Source organism: Microbulbifer pacificus (assembly GCF_033723955.1).
In the GTDB taxonomy this organism is placed as follows: domain Bacteria; phylum Pseudomonadota; class Gammaproteobacteria; order Pseudomonadales; family Cellvibrionaceae; genus Microbulbifer; species Microbulbifer pacificus.
In genome coordinates, this window is the sequence record NZ_CP137555.1 from 3,971,516 (window position 1) to 3,992,009 (window position 20,494).

The following is a 20,494-nucleotide window of genomic DNA, read 5'->3' on the forward strand; positions in this document are numbered from 1 at the left end:
GTGATCAGGGGACCTGACACTATGCCACAGGGCAGGTGCAGTCGGGTTCGGAAGTTCAAATTGTGAAAATTGTGTCGTGTCTGGTAGTGCGGAACCATTCCATCTGCCCGGGCCGGTAAAACTATAAAGACAATTGCAGTGGTGCTGGCAATGAGTGAATTGCGCGAAATCAACCTGACATCCATCAGTCTGGTCAAGGAAGAATTGGTCACGAGTATTGAGGGGGCCACCGGCTACCTGGACCAGTTCGCGGCTGATTATCGCAACAAACAGTCACTGGAACAGTGTATCCAGGCGTTGCGCCAGGTTGCCGGAGTGCTGCAGATGGTGCAGCTGAACGCGGCGGAACTGCTGGCTCAGGAAATGCTGACGGCGATGACGGATCTGTTACAGGACCGCCAGCAATCGCCCATGGAATTGTTGGAAGGCGTGGGTACCGCGTTCTATGTGCTGACCCGCTACCTGGATTTTGTTCAGAATCGGGGCACTCCCCGCCCCGAACTTCTGGTTCCCTATATCAATAGCCTCCGCCTGGCCCGCGCCCAGGCGCCGGTGCCGGAAAGCCACTTCCTGCGCTGCCGGCTCGATGCCACAGTGCCGGGAGCCGTGTCGTCTGCGGTCATGTCGGAGGATCTCAAGAGTTTTGTCCGTCGTTTCCGCCATATGTACCAGGTGGGGTTACTGGCGTTGCTGAAGGGCAAGCCGCGGGCACCGGCCTATACCATGATGGCTCGCGCCATACAGCGTATCGCCAGTGTTTGTGCCGGTCGCCCAAATGGCAAATTGTGGTCCGTTGCCGGCGCTGCCATCGGCGCAATGGCCAGCCGCGAGTTGCTGGTCAACCGCCAGCGAGTGATGGTTTTCAGTATGCTGGATCGCCGACTGCGCAATATCTGCCGCGATGGTGACGTGGCGCTGGATCAGCCTGCGCCGCCGGTATTGGTAAAAGAGTGCCTCTACTGGTTGGCTCTGGCCGGCCCATCCGGGCAGGGCGAAAAGCTTCTGCAGGTTTTCGGCATACGTCCGCTTGCCTACCGGGAGCCTGAACTCGAGCGCGACCGTGCGAGTCTCGGCGGACCTGGTGCCACTGCAATTGCGGCGGTTGCCAATGCGTTGGACGAAGAGCTCTCCGGGGTGCGCCGCATGCTCGATGATGCCGAGGTCATTGGTGTCAGCGCTCTGGGTGAAGAGGGTGGCCTGGTCGAAACCCTGCGCCGAATTGCCAATACCCTGATCCTGCTCAATTTTCGCCGCATTGGCGAGAATCTGAACGGTTCTCTGACCGCCTACCAGACATGCGCCGCAGCCGGTGGCCGCGCCGCCGACAACGCACTGCAGCAGCTGACCAACCAGATTCTTGCTGTCGACAGTACCATTCGCGCGCTGCGCCAGACGGCGACCATCGAGCTGGACGAATCCGGCCATGCCGACATTGTGCTGGAGCGAAGCCAGCTGGCAGAGGCGGAACTCGCGGTGTTGAAGGAGGCTGAAGCCGGACTTTCGTTGATTAAGCGCGCGCTGGCCGCCTATGCGGATTCTGGGTTTGACCACGGCCATATACGCAATGTTTCCACCACGTTAAACAGTGTGCGCGGTGGCCTGGTCGTGCTGAGCCTCAGCCGCGCGGCGGCGGTGATGGCGCGTCTGGTGGATTTCGTCGATGCCGTGATCGACCAGAAAACCGTCGCACCTGCGGTGGAGCAGTCGCTGGAAATCTTCGCGGACGCGATCATCAGCCTCGAGTACTATCTAGGCGAGGTGAAAATGCACCGCCAGGCGGACATGAAATCCCTGGATCTCGCGGTAGAGAGCCTGGAGGCCCTCGGCTATCCGGTTGAGGTTGCCTGAGCGCGCCCCTTGGTGCAGTCTTGGTGCCGCTTCCAGGGGAGCGGCTCAAGGTGTGCAATTCATGGCCCGTAAATTAGTCCTATGACAGATTTCATTCCCGCCACACGGGTGCTGCCGCACCCGCTGTTTCACTGGCATATTGTGGTATCGCACGGAGAAATACTGTGCACCAGCGAGGGGCCCCTGCACCAGGCGCCGCCGCTTTGGCAAACCGGAGCGTGTGACGCCCAGTTGACCAGCCATTATCTGGGCGAGTGGGGCGGCAAGCCCTGCGGTGTCCACCATTTGCCAATTCGCGTTGATCTTCCCGGGTGCGAGTGGCGCGGCCTGCGCAGTTTGCTCGGGGCGGTGGAGGAACCACTGTTTTTTCTCGTCGGGCGCGCCATGCAGGTGGTCAACTGGGATCTCGATCACCAGCATTGTGGACGCTGCGGATTGCGCACCGAGTACCATCCGCAGGATCGCGCGCGGGTCTGTAATTCCTGTAATCTCGCGGTATACCCGCGTATTTCTCCCTGTGTCATCATGCTGGTCACCCGTGGTGATGAATGCCTGCTGGCGCGCCACACCCATCACCGCCATTCCCTGTACACCGCGCTGGCCGGTTTTATTGAACCGGGGGAAAATGCCGAACAGGCAGTGGCCCGGGAGGCGTATGAAGAGGTCGGGCTCGAGGTGGGCAATATCCGCTATGTGGGTACCCAGTCATGGCCATTTCCCGGTCAATTAATGATCGGGTATCTGGTGGAAGCTCGCGGCGGTATCCTGACACCAGACCGGGAAGAGATTATGGAAGCACGCTGGTTCCACCGCAGCGAGGTTCCCGAGGCGATACCGCCGGCGGAAACCCTGTCTGGTCAATTGATAAGAACATTCATCGGGATGGAGTGAGCGCAGCGCCAGATTGCGCCGACTCAAATCTGAGGCCATAAAAATGTATATCGCCATTACCTTTGTTATTGCATTTGTCGCGTTGTTGCTGGTGTTCTGGGGCGGCAAGGTCCTGCTAAGGGGCAATTGGCTGCTGGGATTTCTCCGCGGCACGGTTGGCTTATTATTTTTGGCGGGGGCACTGCTGATCGTTCTGGTCGCACTGGACGTCTATAGCTACCGCAATCTGGCCAATGAGCATAGCGTGGGTACGGTGTCTTTCGAGCGTCTCGGCGACCAGCATTTCATGGTCAAGTTCGCCGACGAAGATGGAATCTCCCAGGAATTTGAACTCTACGGTGACCAGTGGCAGCTGGACGCGCGGATGCTGAAGTGGAAGGGCACACTGGCGCGTTGGGGCATCGAACCGGCCTACCGCCTGGACCGCATCAGTGGCCGCTACCTGACACTGCAGGACGAGCGCAGCAAGGAGCGTTCGGTACACGCACTGGATGAGAGCGAGCACGGCGTGGACGTGTGGAGCCTGCTGCGGCGCATGGACAACAGTGTGGCGCTGGTGGATGCCGTTTACGGCAGCGCGACGTTCCTGCCGATGCAGGATGGCGCCGTATATGAAGTGCGTATCAGCCACACCGGGCTGCTGGCGCGCCCGCTGAATCAGCAGGCTGAGTCGGCGCTGAATGAATGGCGTTAATTCGCTGGTAAGTACAAAGTATCCATCGGAATTTGGGGGTTGAGTGGAATTTCTAAGTGAGTACGGATTGTTTCTCGCCAAGGTGGTCACCATCGTGGTGGCTCTGCTGGTGGTGTTCGGCATTATTGTGGCCAACCGGGCCCACCACCGAGATCGCCAGCCCGGACATATCGCTGTCAGCCGGCTAAACGATCGCTACGATGATATGAAGGAAACTCTGCTCGAAGCGGTGATGGATGATGCCGATTACCATCACCGTCGAAAGCAGCAGGAAAAAGACAAAAAGGCCGAGGCAAAGGCGCAGGCAAAAAAACGCAAGGCTGAACTGAAAGCCGAGGCCAAGGCGAGCAAGAAAAAACACAACGACGCCGCAGGTAACGGTGCCCATGAAGTCAAGGTGCCCGAGCAGGCAGAGGCCGATGCCGAAGCCGGGGTTGAAACAGAGGGGGCTCAGCTTGTTTCCGCGGACGAAAGCGGTACCCGCAAAAGACTCTTTGTGGTGCATTTTGATGGCGATATAAAGGCCAGTGCGCTCACCAATCTGCGCGAGGAAATTACCGCAATTCTGCAGGTGGCGGAGCCTAAAGACGAGGTGGTGGTGTGCCTTGAAAGTCCTGGCGGTATGGTGGCGAACTACGGTCTCGCCGCGAGCCAGTTGGCTCGGGTGCGCAGTGCCGGCGTGCATCTGACCGTTGTGGTGGACAAGGTGGCGGCCAGCGGCGGCTATATGATGGCCTGTGTGGCAGACCGCATTCTGGCTGCGCCGTTTGCCATGCTCGGCTCTATTGGCGTGGTCGCGCAGTTGCCGAATTTCCATCGTTTGCTGCAGCGGAATGATGTGGATTTCGAACTGTTTACCGCCGGTGAGTACAAGCGCACCGTAACGATGTTCGGTGAGAACACCCCGGAAGGAAAGGAAAAGTTCCAGAGCGATCTCGAAGAAATTCACACGCTGTTCCAACATTTTGTGTCTGAGTATCGGCCACAGCTGGACGTCGTGAAGGTGGCTACCGGAGAGGTGTGGTTTGGTCAGCGCGCGCTGGATTTGGCGCTGGTGGACGAGCTGAAAACGTCCGATGAATATCTCACTTCGCGTGCGCGCAATGCGGACCTGTATCAGGTGGAATACAAAGAGCGGCAAAATATCGCCAAGAAAATCGGTTTCGCTGCGCAGTCCGGGATCGAGGGTGCCATTGCGCGGCTGTTTTCCCGTCTCGCGGCCTGGCGTCACCAGGCCCAATAGGGCGCATTTAGGCAATGACAATGAGGTGTCAAGGAAGCGCTATGGCTGACAATACCTTTCGCGCAATGTGGGTGGAGGAGGTTGCCGCGGGAAAATACGATCAGGCGATCGTGGCGCGGCCGTTGCAGGACTTGCCGGCAAACCCGGTGACAATTGCGGTGTCCCATTCATCGTTGAATTACAAGGACGCACTGTCAGCCTTTGGCAACCGCGCGATTACCCGTGACTACCCCCACACGCCCGGGATTGACGCCGCCGGTAGCATAATTGCCGATGCCAGCGGCACTTTCAGTCCGGGCCAGAAAGTGCTGGTTACCGGTTACGATCTGGGCATGAACACCGCGGGTGGGCTGGCGGAGCGCATTGCGGTGCCGGTGGAGTGGGTGACACCGCTGCCGGAGGGACTCACGCTGCGGGAGGCGATGGTGCTCGGTACTGCCGGGATGACCGCCGCGCTGTGCGTGGAAAAATTACTCGAGGCGGGGGCCAAGCCGGAAGATGGAGAGGTGCTCGTCACCGGGGCCACCGGTGGTGTGGGTTCAATTACCGTAGCACTATTGGCCAAGCTTGGATTTCGCGTTGCGGCGGTGACGGGAAAGCTCGAGTCGGCGGAATTTCTCACCGGGCTCGGCGCCTGGAAAGTACTGGACCGTGAGACCCTGGCGCCATTTGCCAACAAGGCCATTGCCAAGCCGCTGTGGGCCTGGGCGGTGGATACCGTGGGCGGCGAAACCCTGTTCAACGTCATTAAATGCCTCAAATATGGCGGCGGAGTTGCCGCCTGCGGTATGGCCTCTGGTGCCCAGTTCCAGGCTAATGTGTTCCCGTTCATTCTGCGCGGAATCAGCCTGTTGGGGGTCGACAGTGTTGAACTGCCGCTGCGCAAAAAGGCCGAGGTATGGGAAAAGTTGGCGGGTCCATGGTACATCGGTGAGCAGCTGCAAAAGATTGCGGAAGATATCTCACTCGAGCAGGCACCGGAGTTCCTCGCGCGTCTGCACCGCGGGCACGGTATCGGGCGCTATGTCGTGGACATGGCCAGATAGTGCTAATTTGGTTGGGACTGTGCGCCAGTGCCCATGCTGCCGGTATCAAGGTGCCGCTGGCATGGCTCGACTGCTAAGCTCAGCTGCTATGCTAAATGGTGAGAATAACGTGCAGACGGGACAGATTGACCTGAATCGATGTAACACTGAAAAATTGTCCCTCTTATTGTCGATTTGGTAGCAAACTTTGTCGGTACATATCCCGCCCTCCTCATATACCCATCATGGTCACGATGCCGGTGCGTTGGTGCTATCCGGAGGCGGTGCCCGTGCCGCTTATCAGGTGGGTGTTTTGAAAGCGCTGGCGGAACTCGCGCCAGATAGCGAACCCAATCCCTTCAAAATCATCTGTGGCACTTCTGCCGGTGCGGTTAACGCCCTGTTGCTGGCGAGTCATCCGGGTACCTTCAAAGAGGCGGTGGCGCGGCTTTATGACTTGTGGATGGGGCTGACCGTCGATCGCATCTATCGCAGTAACTGGACCAGTCTGGCGGGGAATATCCTCACCATCACCCGCTCCCTGTTCACGCACGGTGTGGCGCGCAAAAAGGCGCTGGCGTTGCTGGATAACGATCCGCTGCGGGAACTGGTAAACGAGGTGATTCCCTTTGCCAATATCCAGCGCAATATCGATGAGGGGCGGCTGCGGGCGGTCAGCGTCAACGCCATGTCGTACCACCAGGGGGAGTCCGTCAGTTTTTTCCAGGGCTGCGATGAATTGAAAGAGTGGCGGCGTTTTCGCCGCTGTGGCGAGCGGACCCAGCTCACGGTGGAACACCTGATGGCATCGGCGGCTATTCCCACCCTGTTTCCGGCGGTGAAGCTAGGGGATGATTATTTTGGCGATGGCGCGGTGCGTCAGCTGGCGCCTATCAGCCCGGCATTGCATCTGGGCGCGAGCCGGGTGTTTGTGGTCGGTGTATCCGACAATCGTTCCCCGGTGCACTGGGGCAAACGGCGCAAGGTGGCGAAGCACTCGCCATCGCTGGCGCAGATTGGCGGCCAGCTGTTCAATGCGGCGTTTATCGACAGCCTCGAAGGGGATCTTGAGCACCTGGAAAGGGTCAACCTATTACTGGAGTCCGTCGACCAGAAGGCGCTGGCAGAGTTGGCACCCCTGCGCGCGGTGGAATCGGCAGTGATTGAGCCGAGCCAGAGTCTGGACCGGATCGCCGGGCGCAAGGTGCGTTTCCTGCCGCCCGCGCTGCGCTGGTTATTTCGCTCCACCGGTGCCACAACGTCCGGTGGCGGGGCGTCCGCGGCGAGTTATTTGCTGTTTGAGAAACCCTATATCGATGAACTTATGGAGTTGGGTTACCAGGATGCGATGTGGGAGCGCGGCAAATTAAGCGAATTCCTGCGCCCGCGCACACAACTGGTGGAAACTCAGTCGAAAAATATTTTTGGAATCCGGGTCAAACCCGCTACGGAAGCAAGCAATGGCAATTCTCCTTCCTGAATGTAAGTTTTTAGCGCGATTGATTTCCGCGCGCGGCCTGGGATTGGGCCTGTCGCTGACACTGGCGGCCTGTGGCAGTCAGAGCAAGCTTGAGGGTGACACCGTCCTGCGCCAGCAGAGCCAGAGCGAGTATCGGCAGTTGTTGGAAGAGGCCTACCAACTGAGTTTTACCCTGGATTTTGACCGGCTGCGCCGTGCCTACGTGGCATCGCCGGAATACAACCCCTACGGCGGCGTAAAACTGGCGGGGCTGCCGGAAGCCTACAGCGCCGTCGAGCAGTCGGAGTTCGATACCTGCCTGCGCAACGTGGACAAGGTGCTGGACTACAACTATATGAGCCTGGAAGCCCATATGATCGGTGTGGTTTGCAGTGGTCAGGCGGGGGATTTTGACCGCGAAGACCTGCATCGCTACATGGTGGAGGGCCTGATGACCTCCATTGAAAACAGCGGCGATGGCAAAACCCAGGCCAGTGCGTTCCAGACCATCAGTACGTCCGAATTGCGCGGCTTCGTTCGTCTCAAGGGGCTGCAGGTGCTCGATCAATCCATCGTTTACGACAAGCAGGGCATCTACGACAAGATGCAGGTGCGCGATCCGGAGTCCGGTGAAGAGTATCCGCTGTTTTTCAACGTGAGCCAGCAGTTCGCCAGTGGCGGGGCAGAGGGGGAGTGAGACTCCTCCTGATGCTGCGAACGTTTTTGGCTACATCAAAAACTGTGCGAGTTTTTCCCATTCGAAGCGGCGTGTCTGGCGGTCGCTGAACAGTATTTCCACCCTTGAGTCCTCCCACTTGATCACCCGGCCGTAGCCCAGTTTCTGGTGGAGTACGCTCTCTCCCAGCTGCGGCTTTCGCTGCGCGGCGCGGGGAGCGTTGATGTCCGGGTTGTAATCGCACGCGGCAAGGTAACGCAGTGCCAACCGGGTAACTGGAACCTGGGTGGTAATGTTTCCCGGCCTTTCCCGCAGCACGTCTCCCAGCAGGTTACTGAGTGACAGGTGCATCTCGTCCAGGAACAGTGACGGTTTCTGGTCCGGATCAGTGCCGGCGGTTTTCTTTTGTCCGCTGTCTGCGGTGATTTCCGGTGTCAGCAGGTAGAGCTGCCTTTTAGCCCGTGTCATCGCCACATACATCAGGCGTCGTTCGCTCTCGGTGGAAGCCGGGGTGGAGAAATCCCGCTGCGGTTGGTACGGCATATTGTGTACCGTGAGTGAGGGGATGATGACCTGGTCCCACTCCAGCCCCTTGGCCTGATGCATGGTGGTAATCTGGATGGCATCCGCAGGAGCTTCGTCACTCGGCTTGTCGGCGCTCTGGTGCTGCTGCTGAAGTTGCTGCAGGTGTGCCAGGGTTTCTTTGGGTGGCAGTCGCAGTTGATCGATGTATTGGCAGAACGCCAGGATCGTCTGTTGCTTTTCTTCCGCCTGCTGACGGTTGAAGGCGTCTTCACCGATTCCGCTCAGGTAGTCCAGCTCTGCCAGTTGCCGGCGCACCAGTTCGCCGCCCTGTCCGCGCCATTTTTCCATCTGCTGTAACAATTCTGCCCGCTGCCGCAGTCGTTTACTCTGGGGTTGGCTCAGGGACTCCGGAATCAGCTTGAGCAGTTTTTTGCCCCATTCTTTTTCGTACTGGCCGAGCTTGTCGCACAGCGGCTCCAGCGTTGCACGGGGAATGCGGATATGCGGTGTGGTAAGCCATTCATAGAGACCCTGGCTGCGCCGCTTCGGCGGCTGCTCAGCGAAGCGTCCGGCAGCGATGTTAAGGCTCCAGAATAGTGGCCGCAGCTCCCTTCTCGACAGTACCGTGTTGCGGTTGCCGGAACGGTAGGGAATGTTATTGGCCAGCAGCGCCAGTTCGAGTGGGGCGGCCAGTGACCAGAGTCGTACCAGTACGGCGATTTCCCGCAGTGGCTTTCCCTGTTGCCGGCAGCGGCGCACATGTTCCACCAGCCACTTGCCCTCGTTTGCGGTGGCCACCTGATACAGCTGGGTGTCCGCTTGCGGATTGCCGGATACACAGAAAATATCCGCACGCTCGCGATTGTTGTGAATGAAATGGTTGGCGGCGAGCGACAGGCTGTGGCCGTAGCGGAAGGTGTGGCTCAGCTGGTACACATTGGACGGCGGGAAGTCTCCATCGAAATAGCGCAACAGATACTCCGGGCGCGAGCCGCGCCATTCGTAAATGGTCTGGTCCGGGTCGCCGATGGCAATCACGTTGCCGGATTTTCCGTAAATCGTGCGCAGCAGGAAATGCTGGATTTCGTTGATGTCTTGGTATTCGTCGACCAGGATGTCCTGGTAAAAACTGCCGTACTCCTCGGCAATTTCCGGTTGCAGGCTGAAGATGATAGCGGGATCGTAAATCAGGTCGGCGAAGGTGACCGCATTCTGCTTGCGTCGCCAGTCTTCAAAGTGGCGGAACACCTTGAGGAAATACATGTACTCATCACCTAACTTGAGCTGCTGGAATGCACTCAGGTCACCGGAGAGTATGGTTTTGGTGTAATCGATAAAAAATTCCGCGGCCTCGGTTTCAGATTGCTTGCGCGCACGAATATCCTCCAGCTCCGCGGGCGGGGCGCAGGCCTCGATGGACTTCCAGATTTGCAGCTGGATTACGGATTGTGTCAGCGGCGTGAGGTTGGCCGGGGAAATATGCCGGCGGGCAATCATCCGCTGATAGAGCCGGTAGCCGAGACTATGGAAAGTCTGGACCCCGGGAATAGGCTGCTGGTCACACAGTTTTTGCAGGCGATTGTGGAAGTCGTCGCGCGCGCTGCGGTTGTACATCAATACCAGCATGCGTTGTGGGTCGGTTCCCGCTTGCAGTCGATTCTGGATGTAATGCAGAAGTGCGGTGGTTTTTCCGGAGCCGGCTACCGCGATGATTTTTGCATGACCACCGGGATGGTTGGCTATGGCTCGCTGCTCGTCCGTGAGGTTGGGTTCTTCGCCTGACATGGAAACTCTGCACTACTGGGAAAAATACTGGATATATTGCCAGTATGTGCCGCGGGGGTACAGTAGTTATGCGGCTCCTTCGGCAGCGGGTGGCTGTTTGGTCTCATTTTGCAGGGCGAGCTCAGCGATGTAGGACGACAGGAAGATCCTTCCCGTGAGGTGTTCCAGCAGTTTCGAGCGACTCAGACGGTCGAGCACCGGGCCTTTAACCTCTGCAAGATGGAGATGGATGTTGCGACTCCTCAGGTCCTTGTTGATCTGCTGGAGTCGCTCCAGCGCAGTGCCGTCGATACGGCTTACGGATGAGAGGATGAGCACCAGGTGACGGGTATCCGGATGTCTTTTCAGTTCGCTCAGCAGCCGATCTTCCACCGCGCTGATATTGCTGAAAAACAGGCTCTCGTCGATGCGCAGGAACAAAAGCTCCTTCTGCGTCTCCACGTCGTGTCGCAGCACGTTGCGAAAATGCTCGGTGCCAGGTACCCGCCCGACCACGGCGATATGTGGCCGGCTGCTGCGCCAGATCAGCGTGGCAAAGGAGAGGCCAATGCCGAGCGCAATCCCGACCTCAACGCCGAAGAGCAGTACACCGAGAAAGGTGAACAGCATGGCCAGGCCATCGGTGCGGTCGTAGCGCCAGTTGTGGATGAAACCGGTGAAATCAAACAGCCCGGCGGCGGCAACGATGATAATGGCTGCCAGTACCGTCAACGGCAGCTCGCTGAATACGCCGGTGAAAAACAGCAGTATCGGGATCATGAGCAGGGCGGATAGCACACCCGCCAGTGGGGATGCCGCACCGGCCTCCGCATTGACCGCCGTGCGCGAGAAGCTGCCGGCCACCGGAAGGCCACCGGAGAAGGCGCTGGCGATATTGGCGGCGCCGAGGCCCAGCAGCTCGCCATCGGCGTTCAAACGTTCTCCTCTGCGCGTGGCGAGCGCCTGGGCGATGGACAGACTTTCGACAAAGCCCAGTAGCGAAATAATCAGCGCCGGCAGCATCAGGCGATAAATCATATTCCAGTTAAAGTCGGGGACAGTGATCTGCGGCAGGCCTGCGGGGATATCACCCACGATATCCAATTTGTCCGCCAGTCCCAGCTGGTGCACCAGTGCGATCGCGCAGAGCACCAGAAACATCGGCATCAGTCTCGCCCCCAGTCGCGCGATCTGCTTTGGCGCGCCGAGGCGGAACAGCAGCATGGGCAGCCAGATCCTGCTGGCTATGAGCAATACGGCGGTGACCACACCAAACAGCATGGTGGGCAAGTGTGCCTCGGGCAGGTGCTGGACCACATGCAGCAACTTGACGGACGCGGTGTCGCCATCTGCCTTGATTCCCAGCAGGGCGGGCAACTGGCCGACAATGATCAGCGCGGCGGCCCCGGAAATAAAGCCGCTAATCACCGGATGACTAAGCAGGTTTGACAGGGTGCCGAGCTTGAGCAGCCCCATGGCAAACAGAAACAGGCCGCTCAACAGCGTGAGCATGATGGCCGCGGATATATATTCCGCGCTGCCCACCGCGGCATGCGATGACAGTGCGGAAAGGGTCATCAGCGACAGTACCGCTGCGGGACCGACGGACATGGCGCTGCTGCTACCGAAAATGGCGTAGGCGATCAGGGGGAGCAGGCTGGCGTACAGGCCGATGTGCGGGGGGAGACCTGCGAGCAGCGCATAGGCGAGCCCCTGTGGAACCAGCAACATGCCGGATACCAGGGCGGCGGTAAGATCGGCGGGCAGGTTCTGGCGGCGATAATTTTTCAGCCAGTTGGGTATGAGGTTGTTTACCCGCATCGCAGTATCATTGGAAACCGGAGGCTATAGGATTCCAACAGGATAGCCGCTGGCGCCCACAGGGCGCCAGCGCAGTTACAGGAAGGCAGTGTCCGGCAAATCAGGCTTTGCGCTTTTCAAGCACGTAAAAAATCCACATGCCGGCAATCATGGAAAGGGCAAACACGATCGCTCCGGACTTCAGCGCGCCTGCAGCAACAATGCCGGGGCCCGGGCAGAAGCCCGCCAGTCCCCAGCCGATGCCGAACGCCAGGCTGCCGAGAATCAGGCGGCGGTCAATTTCCCGTTTGGACGGTAGCTGGATTGGCGCGCCGAGCACAGAAGTCGCGCGTTTCTTGGCGACGGTGAACAACGGCAAGCCCACGGCGATTGCGCCGCCCATCACCAGTGCAAGGGAGGGATCCCAGGCGCCGAACAGGTCGAGAAAGCCCAGAACCTTTTCCGGGTTGGCCATGCCCGAAAGCAGCAATCCAAAACTGAAAATCAGGCCGGCAATAAAAGCGGAAATCGAGTACTTGCTCATGGATCAGGCTCCCAGCAGGTGGCGGATAACGTACACGGTGGCGAAGCCGCCGCCCATAAAAGTCAGCGTGGCGGCGAGAGAGCGCGGGGACAGGCGCGACAGGCCGCAAACACCGTGACCGCTGGTGCAGCCGGCCGCGTAGCGGGTGCCAACGCCTACCAGCAGTCCGGCCGCGATCAGCATTGGCGTGCTTGCGTGAATTTCGATACTGGGCAGCGCGTGGAACAGGCCCCAGATGGCCGGTCCCGCCAGCAAACCCAGTGTGAATGCCAGTCGCCAGCCGCGGTCGCCCTTGGTCCAGTCAAAAAGGCCTCCAAGGATCCCGGAGATCCCGGCAATCCTGCCATTCATAAGAATCAGCCAGGCGCTTGCCAGGCCGATAAGCACACCACCACCAAGGGCGGTAAAGGGGGTAAAAGCATTCCAGTCGATCGTCATGGTGGCAGCTTACTCCGCGCAATAAAGTTGATAGAGCGTTTGTAACAGAGTGAGAACCTTAGGGTCAGCTACCCGATAGTAGACCCGTTTGCCCTCCTTGCGGGTGGCCACAAGTCCTTCCCGGCGGAGTACACCCAGCTGTTGTGACAGGCTGGGTTGGTGGATGTCCAGTCGCTCCTCCAGATCACTGACGCACAACTCTTCCTGGCCCAGCAGGCAAAGGAGTAGCAGGCGATCAGGATTTCCCAGTGAACGCAGCATTAGGGAGGCGCCACCGGCAGAGGCGCGCATCTTGTCGAGGCTGATCTCAGTTGTGTCGGGCATGGACTGATCCGTGGGTCTATCACTCTGTCAAAAAATAATATATTGAAAGATATAATATCAGCAAGTATATTGTTTGCAGATCTAATGCCTAGGGAAGTTTTCCATGAGCCAGACCAAAGTTTTTCCTCAAGTTCAGCCGTTTCTGGATGAGATGACAGAAACCTGGAGCTACGTTGTCTACGACCGTGACGGTGGCAGTGCCGCCGTAATCGACCCCGTGCTGGATTTCGATCAGGCGTCCGGGCGTACATCCACTGGTGGTGCGGAAAAAATCGTCGCATTTGTGCGGGAAAAAGACCTGACGGTCGAGTGGGTGCTCGAAACCCATGCCCACGCGGATCATCTGTCGGCGGCACCGTTTATCCGCCAGCAACTGGGCGGCAAGATTGCCATTGGCGACCACATCACCCAGGTCCAGGGCATTTTCCGCAGTGTGTTCAACCTGGAAAAAGAGTTCCTGGTGGACGGTTCCCAGTTCGATCACCTGTTTGCGGAAGAAGAGACATTCAGGATTGGCGATCTCGAGGGACGCGTTATCTATGTACCCGGACACACGCCCGCGGATATGGCGTGGCTGATCGGTGATGCCCTGTTTGTGGGCGATACCCTGTTTCTGCCGGATGTGGGCAGTGCGCGCTGCGACTTCCCCGGCGGTGATGCGCGCTCGCTCTACCGCTCCGTACGCAGGCTGCTGGAGCTGCCGGAAGAGACCCGTATGTTCATGTGTCACGACTACCCGCCGAATGGCAGCCGTCCGCACCTGTGCGAGACCACGGTCGGAGAGCAGAAGCGCGGCAACATCCACCTAAAAGATGGCATCAGTGAAGACCAGTTCGTAAAAATGCGTACCGAACGCGATGCGACGCTGGCCATGCCTCGCCTGATTATCCCGTCAATTCAGGTCAACATCCGTGCGGGCCAGATGCCGCCTGCCGAAGATAACGGCACCGTGTATCTGAAAGTCCCGGTCAACAAACTTTGATTCGCTGATCAACAAGGTGTGAGGTAAGTATGGAATTCAAATTACTGGATCCACAGGTGAGTGTTTCGGAAGAACTGGCGCCCGGCGCAATTCAGGCGCTGGCCGATGCGGGAGTGGAAGTGCTTGTCTGCAATCGCCCCGAGTATGAATCGGAAAATCTCGCCACGTTTGACGAGCTTGCGTCTGCCGCTGCTGAAGCCGGCATGGAATTTTCTGCCATACCGTTTTCCCGTGGCCAGATGCAGCCTGCCCACAGTCAGGCCTTTGCCGAGCTGCTGGATAGCGGCAAGCGCATTCACGCCTTCTGCCGCACCGGTAATCGCTCCTGCAACCTCTGGGCGGCGTCTCGTTGCGTGCAGGGCGCAGACAAGAGCGAACTGCAGGCGGCAGCGCAGCAGGCTGGTTACGATATTTCCGGTGTGCTTGTAACCTATTGATCGAAAAGTGGTGGTAAACAGACGTGGCGACTAGACAGCGGGCGATGACGGGCGGTACTGGAGTAACGTTGGGAGAGCTGGTACGTCGGTACCTTCCTATCTCATCATGGCTTCCATCCTACTCCGGGGGAGCTCTGCGACGGGACCTGCTGGCCGCCGTGGTTGTCACGGTGATGCTGATTCCGCAATCGCTCGCCTATGCGTTGCTCGCCGGTCTGCCGGCAGAGGTCGGTCTGTACGCGAGTATTGCGCCGCTGATCGCCTACGCCGTATTTGGCAGTAGCCGCACGCTGTCGGTGGGCCCTGTGGCCGTCGCCTCGTTGATGAGCGCGGCGGCGCTGGGGCAGGTCGCCGCACAGGGCACCGCGGACTATCTGCTGGCGGCCGCGGTACTGGCACTGTTATCCGGTGGTTTTCTCGCGCTGCTCGGTGTATTGCGCCTCGGCTTCCTCGCCAATTTCCTGTCGCACCCGGTTATTTCCGGCTTTATCACCGCTTCCGGAATTCTGATTGCTTTCAGTCAGCTCAAGCACCTGCTGGGTATCTCCGCCAGTGGCGAGAGCCTGCCGGAACTGATGCACGGCATGGTGCAAAATCTCGCGGCTTGGAATCCGATCACCCTCGCGCTCGGAACGGCGGTGGTGCTGTTCCTGGTGTGGGCGCGCTCCGGCGCGGTGAAGCTGTTGCAGCGATTTTCCCTGCCGAAGGATACCGCTTCTCTTATCGTGAAAGCCGCCCCGGTTGTGGGGGTGCTGGCGACCATCGTGCTGGCTTCGGGCCTGGACCTGGAAGGGAAGGGCGTGCAGCTGGTAGGTGCGATTCCCAGCGGCCTGCCGCAGTTGCAGTGGCCACACCTCAGCTGGGCTCTGGTGGAGCAGCTGGCACTACCCGCGGTGATGATCTCGGTAATTGGCTACGTTGAATCTGTGTCTGTGGGCAAGACACTGGGGGCCAAGCGCCGCCAGAAAATTGATATGAACCAGGAGCTGATTGGCCTCGGCAGTGCCAACCTCGCGTCCGGTATTTCCGGGGGATTTCCAGTGACCGGCGGATTCTCCCGCTCGGTGGTCAACTTTGATGCCGGCGCGGAAACACAGCTGGCCAGTGTTTTCACCGCCATTGGTATCGCGCTTGCGGCCATGTTCCTGACCCCGTTTCTCTACTACCTGCCGAAGGCGACACTGGCGGCGACCATTATTGTTGCGGTGCTCTCGCTGGTGGATTTCTCCATCCTGAAGAAAACCTGGCGCTACTCGCCGAGCGACTTCTTTGCGGTGCTGGTTACCATTGTCGTCACGCTGTTGTTCGGCGTGGAGATCGGTGTGACCTGTGGGGTACTGGCGTCGATCGTATTGTTCCTCTACCGCACCTCAAAACCGCACATTGCCGAGGTGGGGCTGGTGGAGGGAACCGAACACTTCCGCAATGTCGAGCGCCATCAGGTTTTGACGATGCCGCAAATCCTGAGTATTCGGGTAGACGAGAGCTTGATGTTCTCCAACGCCGCCTTCCTGGAAGAGCGTATTTATCGCGATGTGGCCGCCACGCCGGAGCTGCGTCATGTGATTCTGATGTGCAGTGCCATCAATGAAATCGACTGGAGTGCACTGGAGACGCTGGAATCCATTAACGAGCAGCTGAAAGAAGCCGGGATCTGCCTGCATCTTTCCGAAGTGAAAGGACCGGTGATGGATGCGTTGCAGCGTTGCGGTTTCCTCGCGGAAATTTCCGGCAAGATATTCTTTACGCAGTACCAGGCATTTACGGAATTGCGGGAAAACTTTTCCGGCTGCGCCCACTCCTGATCACGCCGCCGTTACCGGTCGGGTGACGGCGGTGAATTCAGGAAGCTGCAGATCAGGAAACAGGTATTCAGGAAAACAGATAGGGGAACAGCGCTTTTCGCTCTGCCTCGGTGAGTGATTCCACCCGCAGAATATTGTTGTGGGGGATGTTTTCCGGGTCCGGGTAATTTTTGAGGCCGCGCTCCAGACTCGCTTCCCGCAGGAGATGCAGGATCGGGTAGGGGGCGCGGTTGGTCAGGTTTTCTGCATCTTCCGGATTCGTGCCCGCGAACTGGTAGTGGGGGTGGAAGCTGGCAATCTGGTAAATCCCCTCGTATCCCTGGCGTTGCAACAGCCACTCGGCATCGTCGAGAAAGAAGTTGTAATCGTGAAAATCCCGCAGCTGCGTGGGCAGAATCAGCAGGGTGGTTTCCACCTCCTCTTCGCTGCAGCGATCCAGTACCTGGAACTCCTGCAGCAGTTCTTCCAGCAATACCTCATTGGTCTTTTCACCGGCCGCATCGCTCACCACGTAGCGGATTTGCCCCGCACGCAGCGGTTTGCGGGCGAAGGGGCAGAGATTGAGCCCCACCACCACGTCCTGCAGCCATTTCTCAACCTGGGCGATTACCGGATCAGAGTCTGTCATTGAAAAACGCCCGGGATTACCACATCAGGTCGTCTGGGATTTCGTAGCCCGCGTAGGGATCCTCTTCGTCCACCGGCGTGGATTTCTCCGGTGGCTGCACCACCATCTGCGGGTTGCGCTCGGCGATCTTGTCGGCGATCACACGCGGCACCAGTTCGAAGTGTTCGCCCTCGCCAACAATGACCAGGCGCCCGGCAATCAGGTGGTCCTGTACCGCCGCGGAAACGTAGAGCTTTTTCACTTTCTTATCGAAGGTGAAATGGTAGGCGATATCGTTCTGGCCGTTGGCGCCCTTGGGTTGCTTGTTGCGCTCGATCAGCTGTTTGATCTGTGCGGCGATGGCTTTCTGCTGTGCCGCCGCCTCGCGCTGGGCATTCAGTTCGCGGTCGCGGGCGACCTTTTCCGCGCGGGCCTGTTCGGCGGCGAGCTTGGCTTCATCTACCTGCACATCGCCTGACTTCTTGGCCACTTTGTTCTGCTTGCGCTTTTCCTTACTGATCTGTTTGGCTTTCTTGCCGTCTACCAGGCCTGCCTTCAGCAGTTGGTCCTGTAGTGATGCCATGTGTACGTACCTGGTCGGAGAGTTCTGGCGGGAATTCTAGCGGATTGGGGCGGGGATCGCAGTAGGGGGCGTGATAGATGCGAAGGTGTGAATGTGGAGACGCCACCCTGTGGCGGCACCTCCTGGAACGGTATTCGAGCTATTTTGCCGTCTTACTTCTGTGCAAATACCAGTTTGACGGACACCGGCACAATGGGGCTGATGCTGTCGAGGCCGGCGATCTCCCGCAGTTTTTCGATGCCCTCCAGCAGCTCGTAATTGCCGGCATTGAGCAAAATGGGCGCGCTGGTGGTAACCAGCAGCTTGCCGCCTTCCAGGCCGGTCACCTGTAGTGCGGCTTTCTCGGCTTTCTGCTGGCCGTGTACGTCAACCGTGACGTCGACGTCAATCGCCATGGTCTGGCCCGGTTTCAATGCCTTCAGGGTCGCTACATCCACGTCGGTGCTGATGGTGGCCTTGGCAAATTTGGCGGTGTCGAACAGCATCTGCTGCATGCGCTCGTTGCGGATGGGGATGTTGGTTTCCACACTCGCCAGGTCAATCTCCAGCAGCGCTTTGCCCGCATCGGAGATGGCGCCACTCAGGCCCTTGAAGTGGTGGGTTTCCGCGAGAGTGCCTTTCTTCACCGAGACAAAATTGACCGCGGAAGCACCTCCGTCCAGCTGCCAGTCTGCAAAGGCGGAGACGGGCAGGGCGAGCAGGGAGGCCAGGGCGAGGGACTTGAAAGACATGGTGATTCTCCTGTTTCAACCAATCGTCGTTAGCGGCGTTTTCGCGCGCAATGACTCCGACAAAATGCCGGGGATTTAGTGCCAGGTCGACCAGAAGCGACCAGACAGTTCCAAGTGAGAAACACTATCAGCCACCGGCGGTTCTTGCCAGTTAAGCTCTGTAAATCGCAATAAAAAAAGCCGGCATAAAGCCGGCTACAAGTTGAGGATGTTTCTCTTAACGAGATATTCCCAGTGGTTGGCGGGAGGGGTGCCCGCCGGGAGAGACCGGATACCGCTGGGAAGCCGGTATCCGGGTTTGGGTCAGGTTTGGGCTGGCGACGATCAGCTCGCCATCGACAGCGCTTCTGCCGGCTCATCGGCCACCGAAGTACGGATCAGATGATCGAAGGCGCCGAGGGCGGCAGTGGCGCCGGCGCCCATGGATATCACGATTTGCTTGTAGGGCACGGTGGTGGCATCGCCGGCGGCAAACACCCCGGGGATGGAGGTGGCGCCGCGGGTATCGATCACGATTTCGCCCATGCGGTTCATCTCCAGGCCGCTGTCCTTGAGGAACTCGGTGTTCGGTACCAGGCCGATCTGTACGAAGATTCCGGCCAGATCCAGCTGCTTGAGCTCGCCGCTGACGCGATCGGTGTACTGCAGGCCGTTCACCTTGCTGCCATCGCCGAGGACTTCAGTCGTCTGGGCGTTGGTGATGATGTCGATATTGGCCATGGAGCGCGCCTTGCGCACGAGTACCTCGTCGGCACGCAGGGTATCGGCGAATTCCAGTACGGTGACATGCTTGACGATGCCGGCCAGGTCGATCGCGGCTTCAATACCGGAGTTACCGCCGCCGATCACCGCCACATGCTTGCCCTTGAAGAAGGGGCCGTCGCAGTGGGGGCAGTAGGCCACGCCCTTGGTGCGGTATTCGGCCTCGCCGGGGACCCCCAGCTCGCGCCAGCGCGCGCCAGTGGCGAGGATCACGGATTTGCTCGCGAGGGTCGCACCACTCGCCAGTTCCAGCTCAATCAGTTTGTCGCGCTTAAGTTGTGCGGCGCGCTGCCCGGTAATGATGTCCACGCCGTACTCTTTCACGTGCTGCTCGAGGCTCGCGGCCAGTTTCGGGCCCTCGGTGTAGGGCATCGAGATGAAGTTCTCGATACCCACGGTATCCATTACCTGGCCGCCGAAGCGCTCGGCCACCAGCGCGGTGCGGATACCTTTGCGCGCGGCATAGATGGCCGCCGCCGCGCCGGCCGGGCCACCGCCCAGTACCAGTACATCGTAGGGGGCGCGCTCATTCAGTTCGGCGGCCGTGCGCTGTTCGGCGCCGGTGTCGATTTTCGCCACGATTTCCTCGAGGCTCATGCGTCCCTGGCCGAAGTGCTCGCCATTCAGGTACACCGCGGGCACCGCCATGATCTGGCGCTGCTCCACTTCGTCCTGGAACAGGGCGCCGTCGATCATTTCGTGGGTGATATTCGGGTTCAGTTTCGCCATCAGGTTCAGCGCCTGGACCACGTCCGGGCAGTTCTGGCACGACAGCGAGATATAGGTTTCAAAGTGGAATTCACCCTGGATATTGCGAATCTGCTCCTGCAGCGCGGGGTCCGCCTTGGACGGATGGCCGCCGGCTTGCAACAGGGCGAGTACCAGGGAGGTGAATTCGTGTCCCATGGGGATACCGGCAAAGCTTACCCGGGGAATCTCTCCCACCGGCGCGATGGCCATGCTCGGGGTGCGTTTGCGCTCCACCTGGTTGAGGGCAATCTTGTCTGACAGCCCGGCGATTTCGCTGGCGAGGCTGCTCAGTTCAGCAGCCTTGGCGCTCCTGTCGGCGGACACACTGATCTCGATCGGAGTGACGATATTCTGCAGATAGGTGTCCAGTTGTTTCTTTACGTTTGCGTCCAACATCGGTGTGTCCTGAATTTTGGGTATTTATCAGAAATTGCTGTGAAGGCGCCGATGCCGGGTGCTCTCTTGTGAGACCTTCCGCGAGAGGGACCTCGCGGAAGAGCCCCCAGGGATGGGTTCACGGCGTGTCTCACAAGAGAGCACCCGGTAGCGGCGGCGCCACTGAACTCTATTCAGAGCTCTGAATTTGTTGCGGGCCGGAGCCCGCAG

At 59.0% G+C, this 20,494-nt stretch carries 19 protein-coding genes; 10 read left to right on the plus strand and 9 right to left on the minus strand.

Going from position 1 to position 20,494, the window contains the following annotated elements:
• Nucleotides 1-150 precede the first annotated feature (150 nt).
• From R5R33_RS16815 to R5R33_RS16845, 7 genes are all read left to right on the plus strand, one after another.
• Nucleotides 151-1,848, plus strand: coding sequence for a hypothetical protein (locus R5R33_RS16815; protein ID WP_318953856.1), 1,698 nt, complete (start codon nt 151-153; stop codon nt 1,846-1,848).
• 81 nt (nt 1,849-1,929) lie between these two features.
• Nucleotides 1,930-2,739, plus strand: a complete 810-nt coding sequence (nudC, locus tag R5R33_RS16820; RefSeq protein WP_318953857.1) for an NAD(+) diphosphatase — start codon at nt 1,930-1,932, stop codon at nt 2,737-2,739.
• A gap of 43 nt (nt 2,740-2,782) precedes the next feature.
• On the plus strand, nt 2,783-3,433 hold the full coding sequence (locus tag R5R33_RS16825; protein ID WP_318953858.1) for a cation/multidrug efflux pump: 651 nt from the start codon (nt 2,783-2,785) through the stop codon (nt 3,431-3,433).
• 43 nt (nt 3,434-3,476) lie between these two features.
• Nucleotides 3,477-4,676, plus strand: coding sequence for a protease SohB (gene sohB, locus R5R33_RS16830; protein WP_318953859.1), 1,200 nt, complete (start codon nt 3,477-3,479; stop codon nt 4,674-4,676).
• 41 nt (nt 4,677-4,717) lie between these two features.
• Nucleotides 4,718-5,722: a YhdH/YhfP family quinone oxidoreductase gene (locus R5R33_RS16835; protein WP_318953860.1), complete on the plus strand. Its 1,005-nt coding sequence runs from the start codon at nt 4,718-4,720 to the stop codon at nt 5,720-5,722.
• A 187-nt stretch (nt 5,723-5,909) separates the two neighbouring features.
• Nucleotides 5,910-7,181, plus strand: a complete 1,272-nt coding sequence (locus R5R33_RS16840; protein WP_318953861.1) for a patatin-like phospholipase family protein — start codon at nt 5,910-5,912, stop codon at nt 7,179-7,181.
• On the plus strand, nt 7,162-7,857 hold the full coding sequence (locus R5R33_RS16845; protein WP_318953862.1) for a DUF4919 domain-containing protein: 696 nt from the start codon (nt 7,162-7,164) through the stop codon (nt 7,855-7,857). Before R5R33_RS16840 ends, R5R33_RS16845 begins: the two co-directional genes overlap by 20 nt.
• Nucleotides 7,858-7,887: 30 nt before the next feature.
• Here the strand turns inward: R5R33_RS16845 and R5R33_RS16850 are convergent, their stop codons facing one another.
• From R5R33_RS16850 to R5R33_RS16870, 5 genes are all read right to left on the minus strand, one after another.
• On the minus strand, nt 7,888-10,146 hold the full coding sequence (locus tag R5R33_RS16850; protein WP_318953863.1) for an ATP-dependent helicase: 2,259 nt from the start codon (nt 10,144-10,146) through the stop codon (nt 7,888-7,890).
• Between the two features lie 66 nt (nt 10,147-10,212).
• A complete protein-coding gene (locus tag R5R33_RS16855; protein ID WP_318953864.1) occupies nt 10,213-11,946 on the minus strand; it encodes a SulP family inorganic anion transporter in 1,734 nt (577 codons plus the stop codon).
• Between the two features lie 100 nt (nt 11,947-12,046).
• Nucleotides 12,047-12,469, minus strand: coding sequence for a DUF6691 family protein (locus tag R5R33_RS16860; protein ID WP_318953865.1), 423 nt, complete (start codon nt 12,467-12,469; stop codon nt 12,047-12,049).
• Nucleotides 12,470-12,472: 3 nt separating this feature from the next.
• Entirely contained in the window at nt 12,473-12,907 is a 435-nt protein-coding gene (locus R5R33_RS16865; protein ID WP_318953866.1) for a YeeE/YedE family protein, read from the minus strand.
• Nucleotides 12,908-12,916: 9 nt separating this feature from the next.
• Nucleotides 12,917-13,231: an ArsR/SmtB family transcription factor gene (locus tag R5R33_RS16870; RefSeq protein ID WP_318953867.1), complete on the minus strand. Its 315-nt coding sequence runs from the start codon at nt 13,229-13,231 to the stop codon at nt 12,917-12,919.
• 103 nt (nt 13,232-13,334) lie between these two features.
• Between R5R33_RS16870 and R5R33_RS16875 the strand changes: the two genes are divergently transcribed.
• From R5R33_RS16875 to R5R33_RS16885, 3 genes are read left to right on the plus strand one after another with little or no spacing between them, the layout of a single operon-like run.
• Nucleotides 13,335-14,213 carry an MBL fold metallo-hydrolase gene (locus R5R33_RS16875; protein ID WP_318953868.1) on the plus strand — a complete coding sequence of 293 codons (879 nt, stop codon included), beginning with the start codon at nt 13,335-13,337 and terminating at the stop codon, nt 14,211-14,213.
• Between the two features lie 29 nt (nt 14,214-14,242).
• The gene (locus tag R5R33_RS16880) at nt 14,243-14,650 is read left to right on the plus strand and encodes a TIGR01244 family sulfur transferase (RefSeq protein WP_318953869.1); all 408 of its coding nucleotides are present in this window, start codon (nt 14,243-14,245) and stop codon (nt 14,648-14,650) included.
• 44 nt (nt 14,651-14,694) lie between these two features.
• Complete coding sequence (locus R5R33_RS16885; protein WP_318955752.1) at nt 14,695-16,455, plus strand: SulP family inorganic anion transporter; 1,761 nt, start codon at nt 14,695-14,697, stop codon at nt 16,453-16,455.
• A gap of 67 nt (nt 16,456-16,522) precedes the next feature.
• On the opposite strand, the gene R5R33_RS16890 is transcribed toward R5R33_RS16885, so the two are convergent.
• The 4 genes from R5R33_RS16890 to ahpF all read right to left on the minus strand — a co-directional run bounded on the left by R5R33_RS16890 (nt 16,523) and on the right by ahpF (nt 20,284).
• Nucleotides 16,523-17,083: a DUF1415 domain-containing protein gene (locus R5R33_RS16890; protein WP_318953870.1), complete on the minus strand. Its 561-nt coding sequence runs from the start codon at nt 17,081-17,083 to the stop codon at nt 16,523-16,525.
• Nucleotides 17,084-17,099: 16 nt separating this feature from the next.
• Nucleotides 17,100-17,645, minus strand: a complete 546-nt coding sequence (locus R5R33_RS16895; RefSeq protein WP_318953871.1) for a DUF2058 domain-containing protein — start codon at nt 17,643-17,645, stop codon at nt 17,100-17,102.
• A gap of 152 nt (nt 17,646-17,797) precedes the next feature.
• Nucleotides 17,798-18,376: a YceI family protein gene (locus tag R5R33_RS16900; RefSeq protein ID WP_318953872.1), complete on the minus strand. Its 579-nt coding sequence runs from the start codon at nt 18,374-18,376 to the stop codon at nt 17,798-17,800.
• Nucleotides 18,377-18,700: 324 nt separating this feature from the next.
• Nucleotides 18,701-20,284, minus strand: a complete 1,584-nt coding sequence (gene ahpF / locus R5R33_RS16905; protein ID WP_318953873.1) for an alkyl hydroperoxide reductase subunit F — start codon at nt 20,282-20,284, stop codon at nt 18,701-18,703.
• Between the last annotated feature and the right edge of the window lie 210 nt (nt 20,285-20,494).

Coding starts and splice junctions, on each gene's coding strand:
- R5R33_RS16860 (WP_318953865.1), bottom strand. CDS start 12,469: ATGAGCAAGTACTCGATTTCCGCTTTTATTGCCGGCCTGATTTTCAGT.
- ahpF (WP_318953873.1), bottom strand. CDS start 20,284: ATGTTGGACGCAAACGTAAAGAAACAACTGGACACCTATCTGCAGAAT.
- R5R33_RS16815 (WP_318953856.1), top strand. CDS start 151: ATGAGTGAATTGCGCGAAATCAACCTGACATCCATCAGTCTGGTCAAG.
- R5R33_RS16865 (WP_318953866.1), bottom strand. CDS start 12,907: ATGACGATCGACTGGAATGCTTTTACCCCCTTTACCGCCCTTGGTGGT.
- R5R33_RS16885 (WP_318955752.1), top strand. CDS start 14,695: ATGACGGGCGGTACTGGAGTAACGTTGGGAGAGCTGGTACGTCGGTAC.
- R5R33_RS16855 (WP_318953864.1), bottom strand. CDS start 11,946: ATGCGGGTAAACAACCTCATACCCAACTGGCTGAAAAATTATCGCCGC.
- nudC (WP_318953857.1), top strand. CDS start 1,930: ATGACAGATTTCATTCCCGCCACACGGGTGCTGCCGCACCCGCTGTTT.
- R5R33_RS16870 (WP_318953867.1), bottom strand. CDS start 13,231: ATGCCCGACACAACTGAGATCAGCCTCGACAAGATGCGCGCCTCTGCC.
- R5R33_RS16880 (WP_318953869.1), top strand. CDS start 14,243: ATGGAATTCAAATTACTGGATCCACAGGTGAGTGTTTCGGAAGAACTG.
- R5R33_RS16845 (WP_318953862.1), top strand. CDS start 7,162: ATGGCAATTCTCCTTCCTGAATGTAAGTTTTTAGCGCGATTGATTTCC.
- R5R33_RS16825 (WP_318953858.1), top strand. CDS start 2,783: ATGTATATCGCCATTACCTTTGTTATTGCATTTGTCGCGTTGTTGCTG.
- R5R33_RS16890 (WP_318953870.1), bottom strand. CDS start 17,083: ATGACAGACTCTGATCCGGTAATCGCCCAGGTTGAGAAATGGCTGCAG.
- R5R33_RS16900 (WP_318953872.1), bottom strand. CDS start 18,376: ATGTCTTTCAAGTCCCTCGCCCTGGCCTCCCTGCTCGCCCTGCCCGTC.
- R5R33_RS16895 (WP_318953871.1), bottom strand. CDS start 17,645: ATGGCATCACTACAGGACCAACTGCTGAAGGCAGGCCTGGTAGACGGC.
- R5R33_RS16850 (WP_318953863.1), bottom strand. CDS start 10,146: ATGTCAGGCGAAGAACCCAACCTCACGGACGAGCAGCGAGCCATAGCC.
- R5R33_RS16875 (WP_318953868.1), top strand. CDS start 13,335: ATGAGCCAGACCAAAGTTTTTCCTCAAGTTCAGCCGTTTCTGGATGAG.
- R5R33_RS16835 (WP_318953860.1), top strand. CDS start 4,718: ATGGCTGACAATACCTTTCGCGCAATGTGGGTGGAGGAGGTTGCCGCG.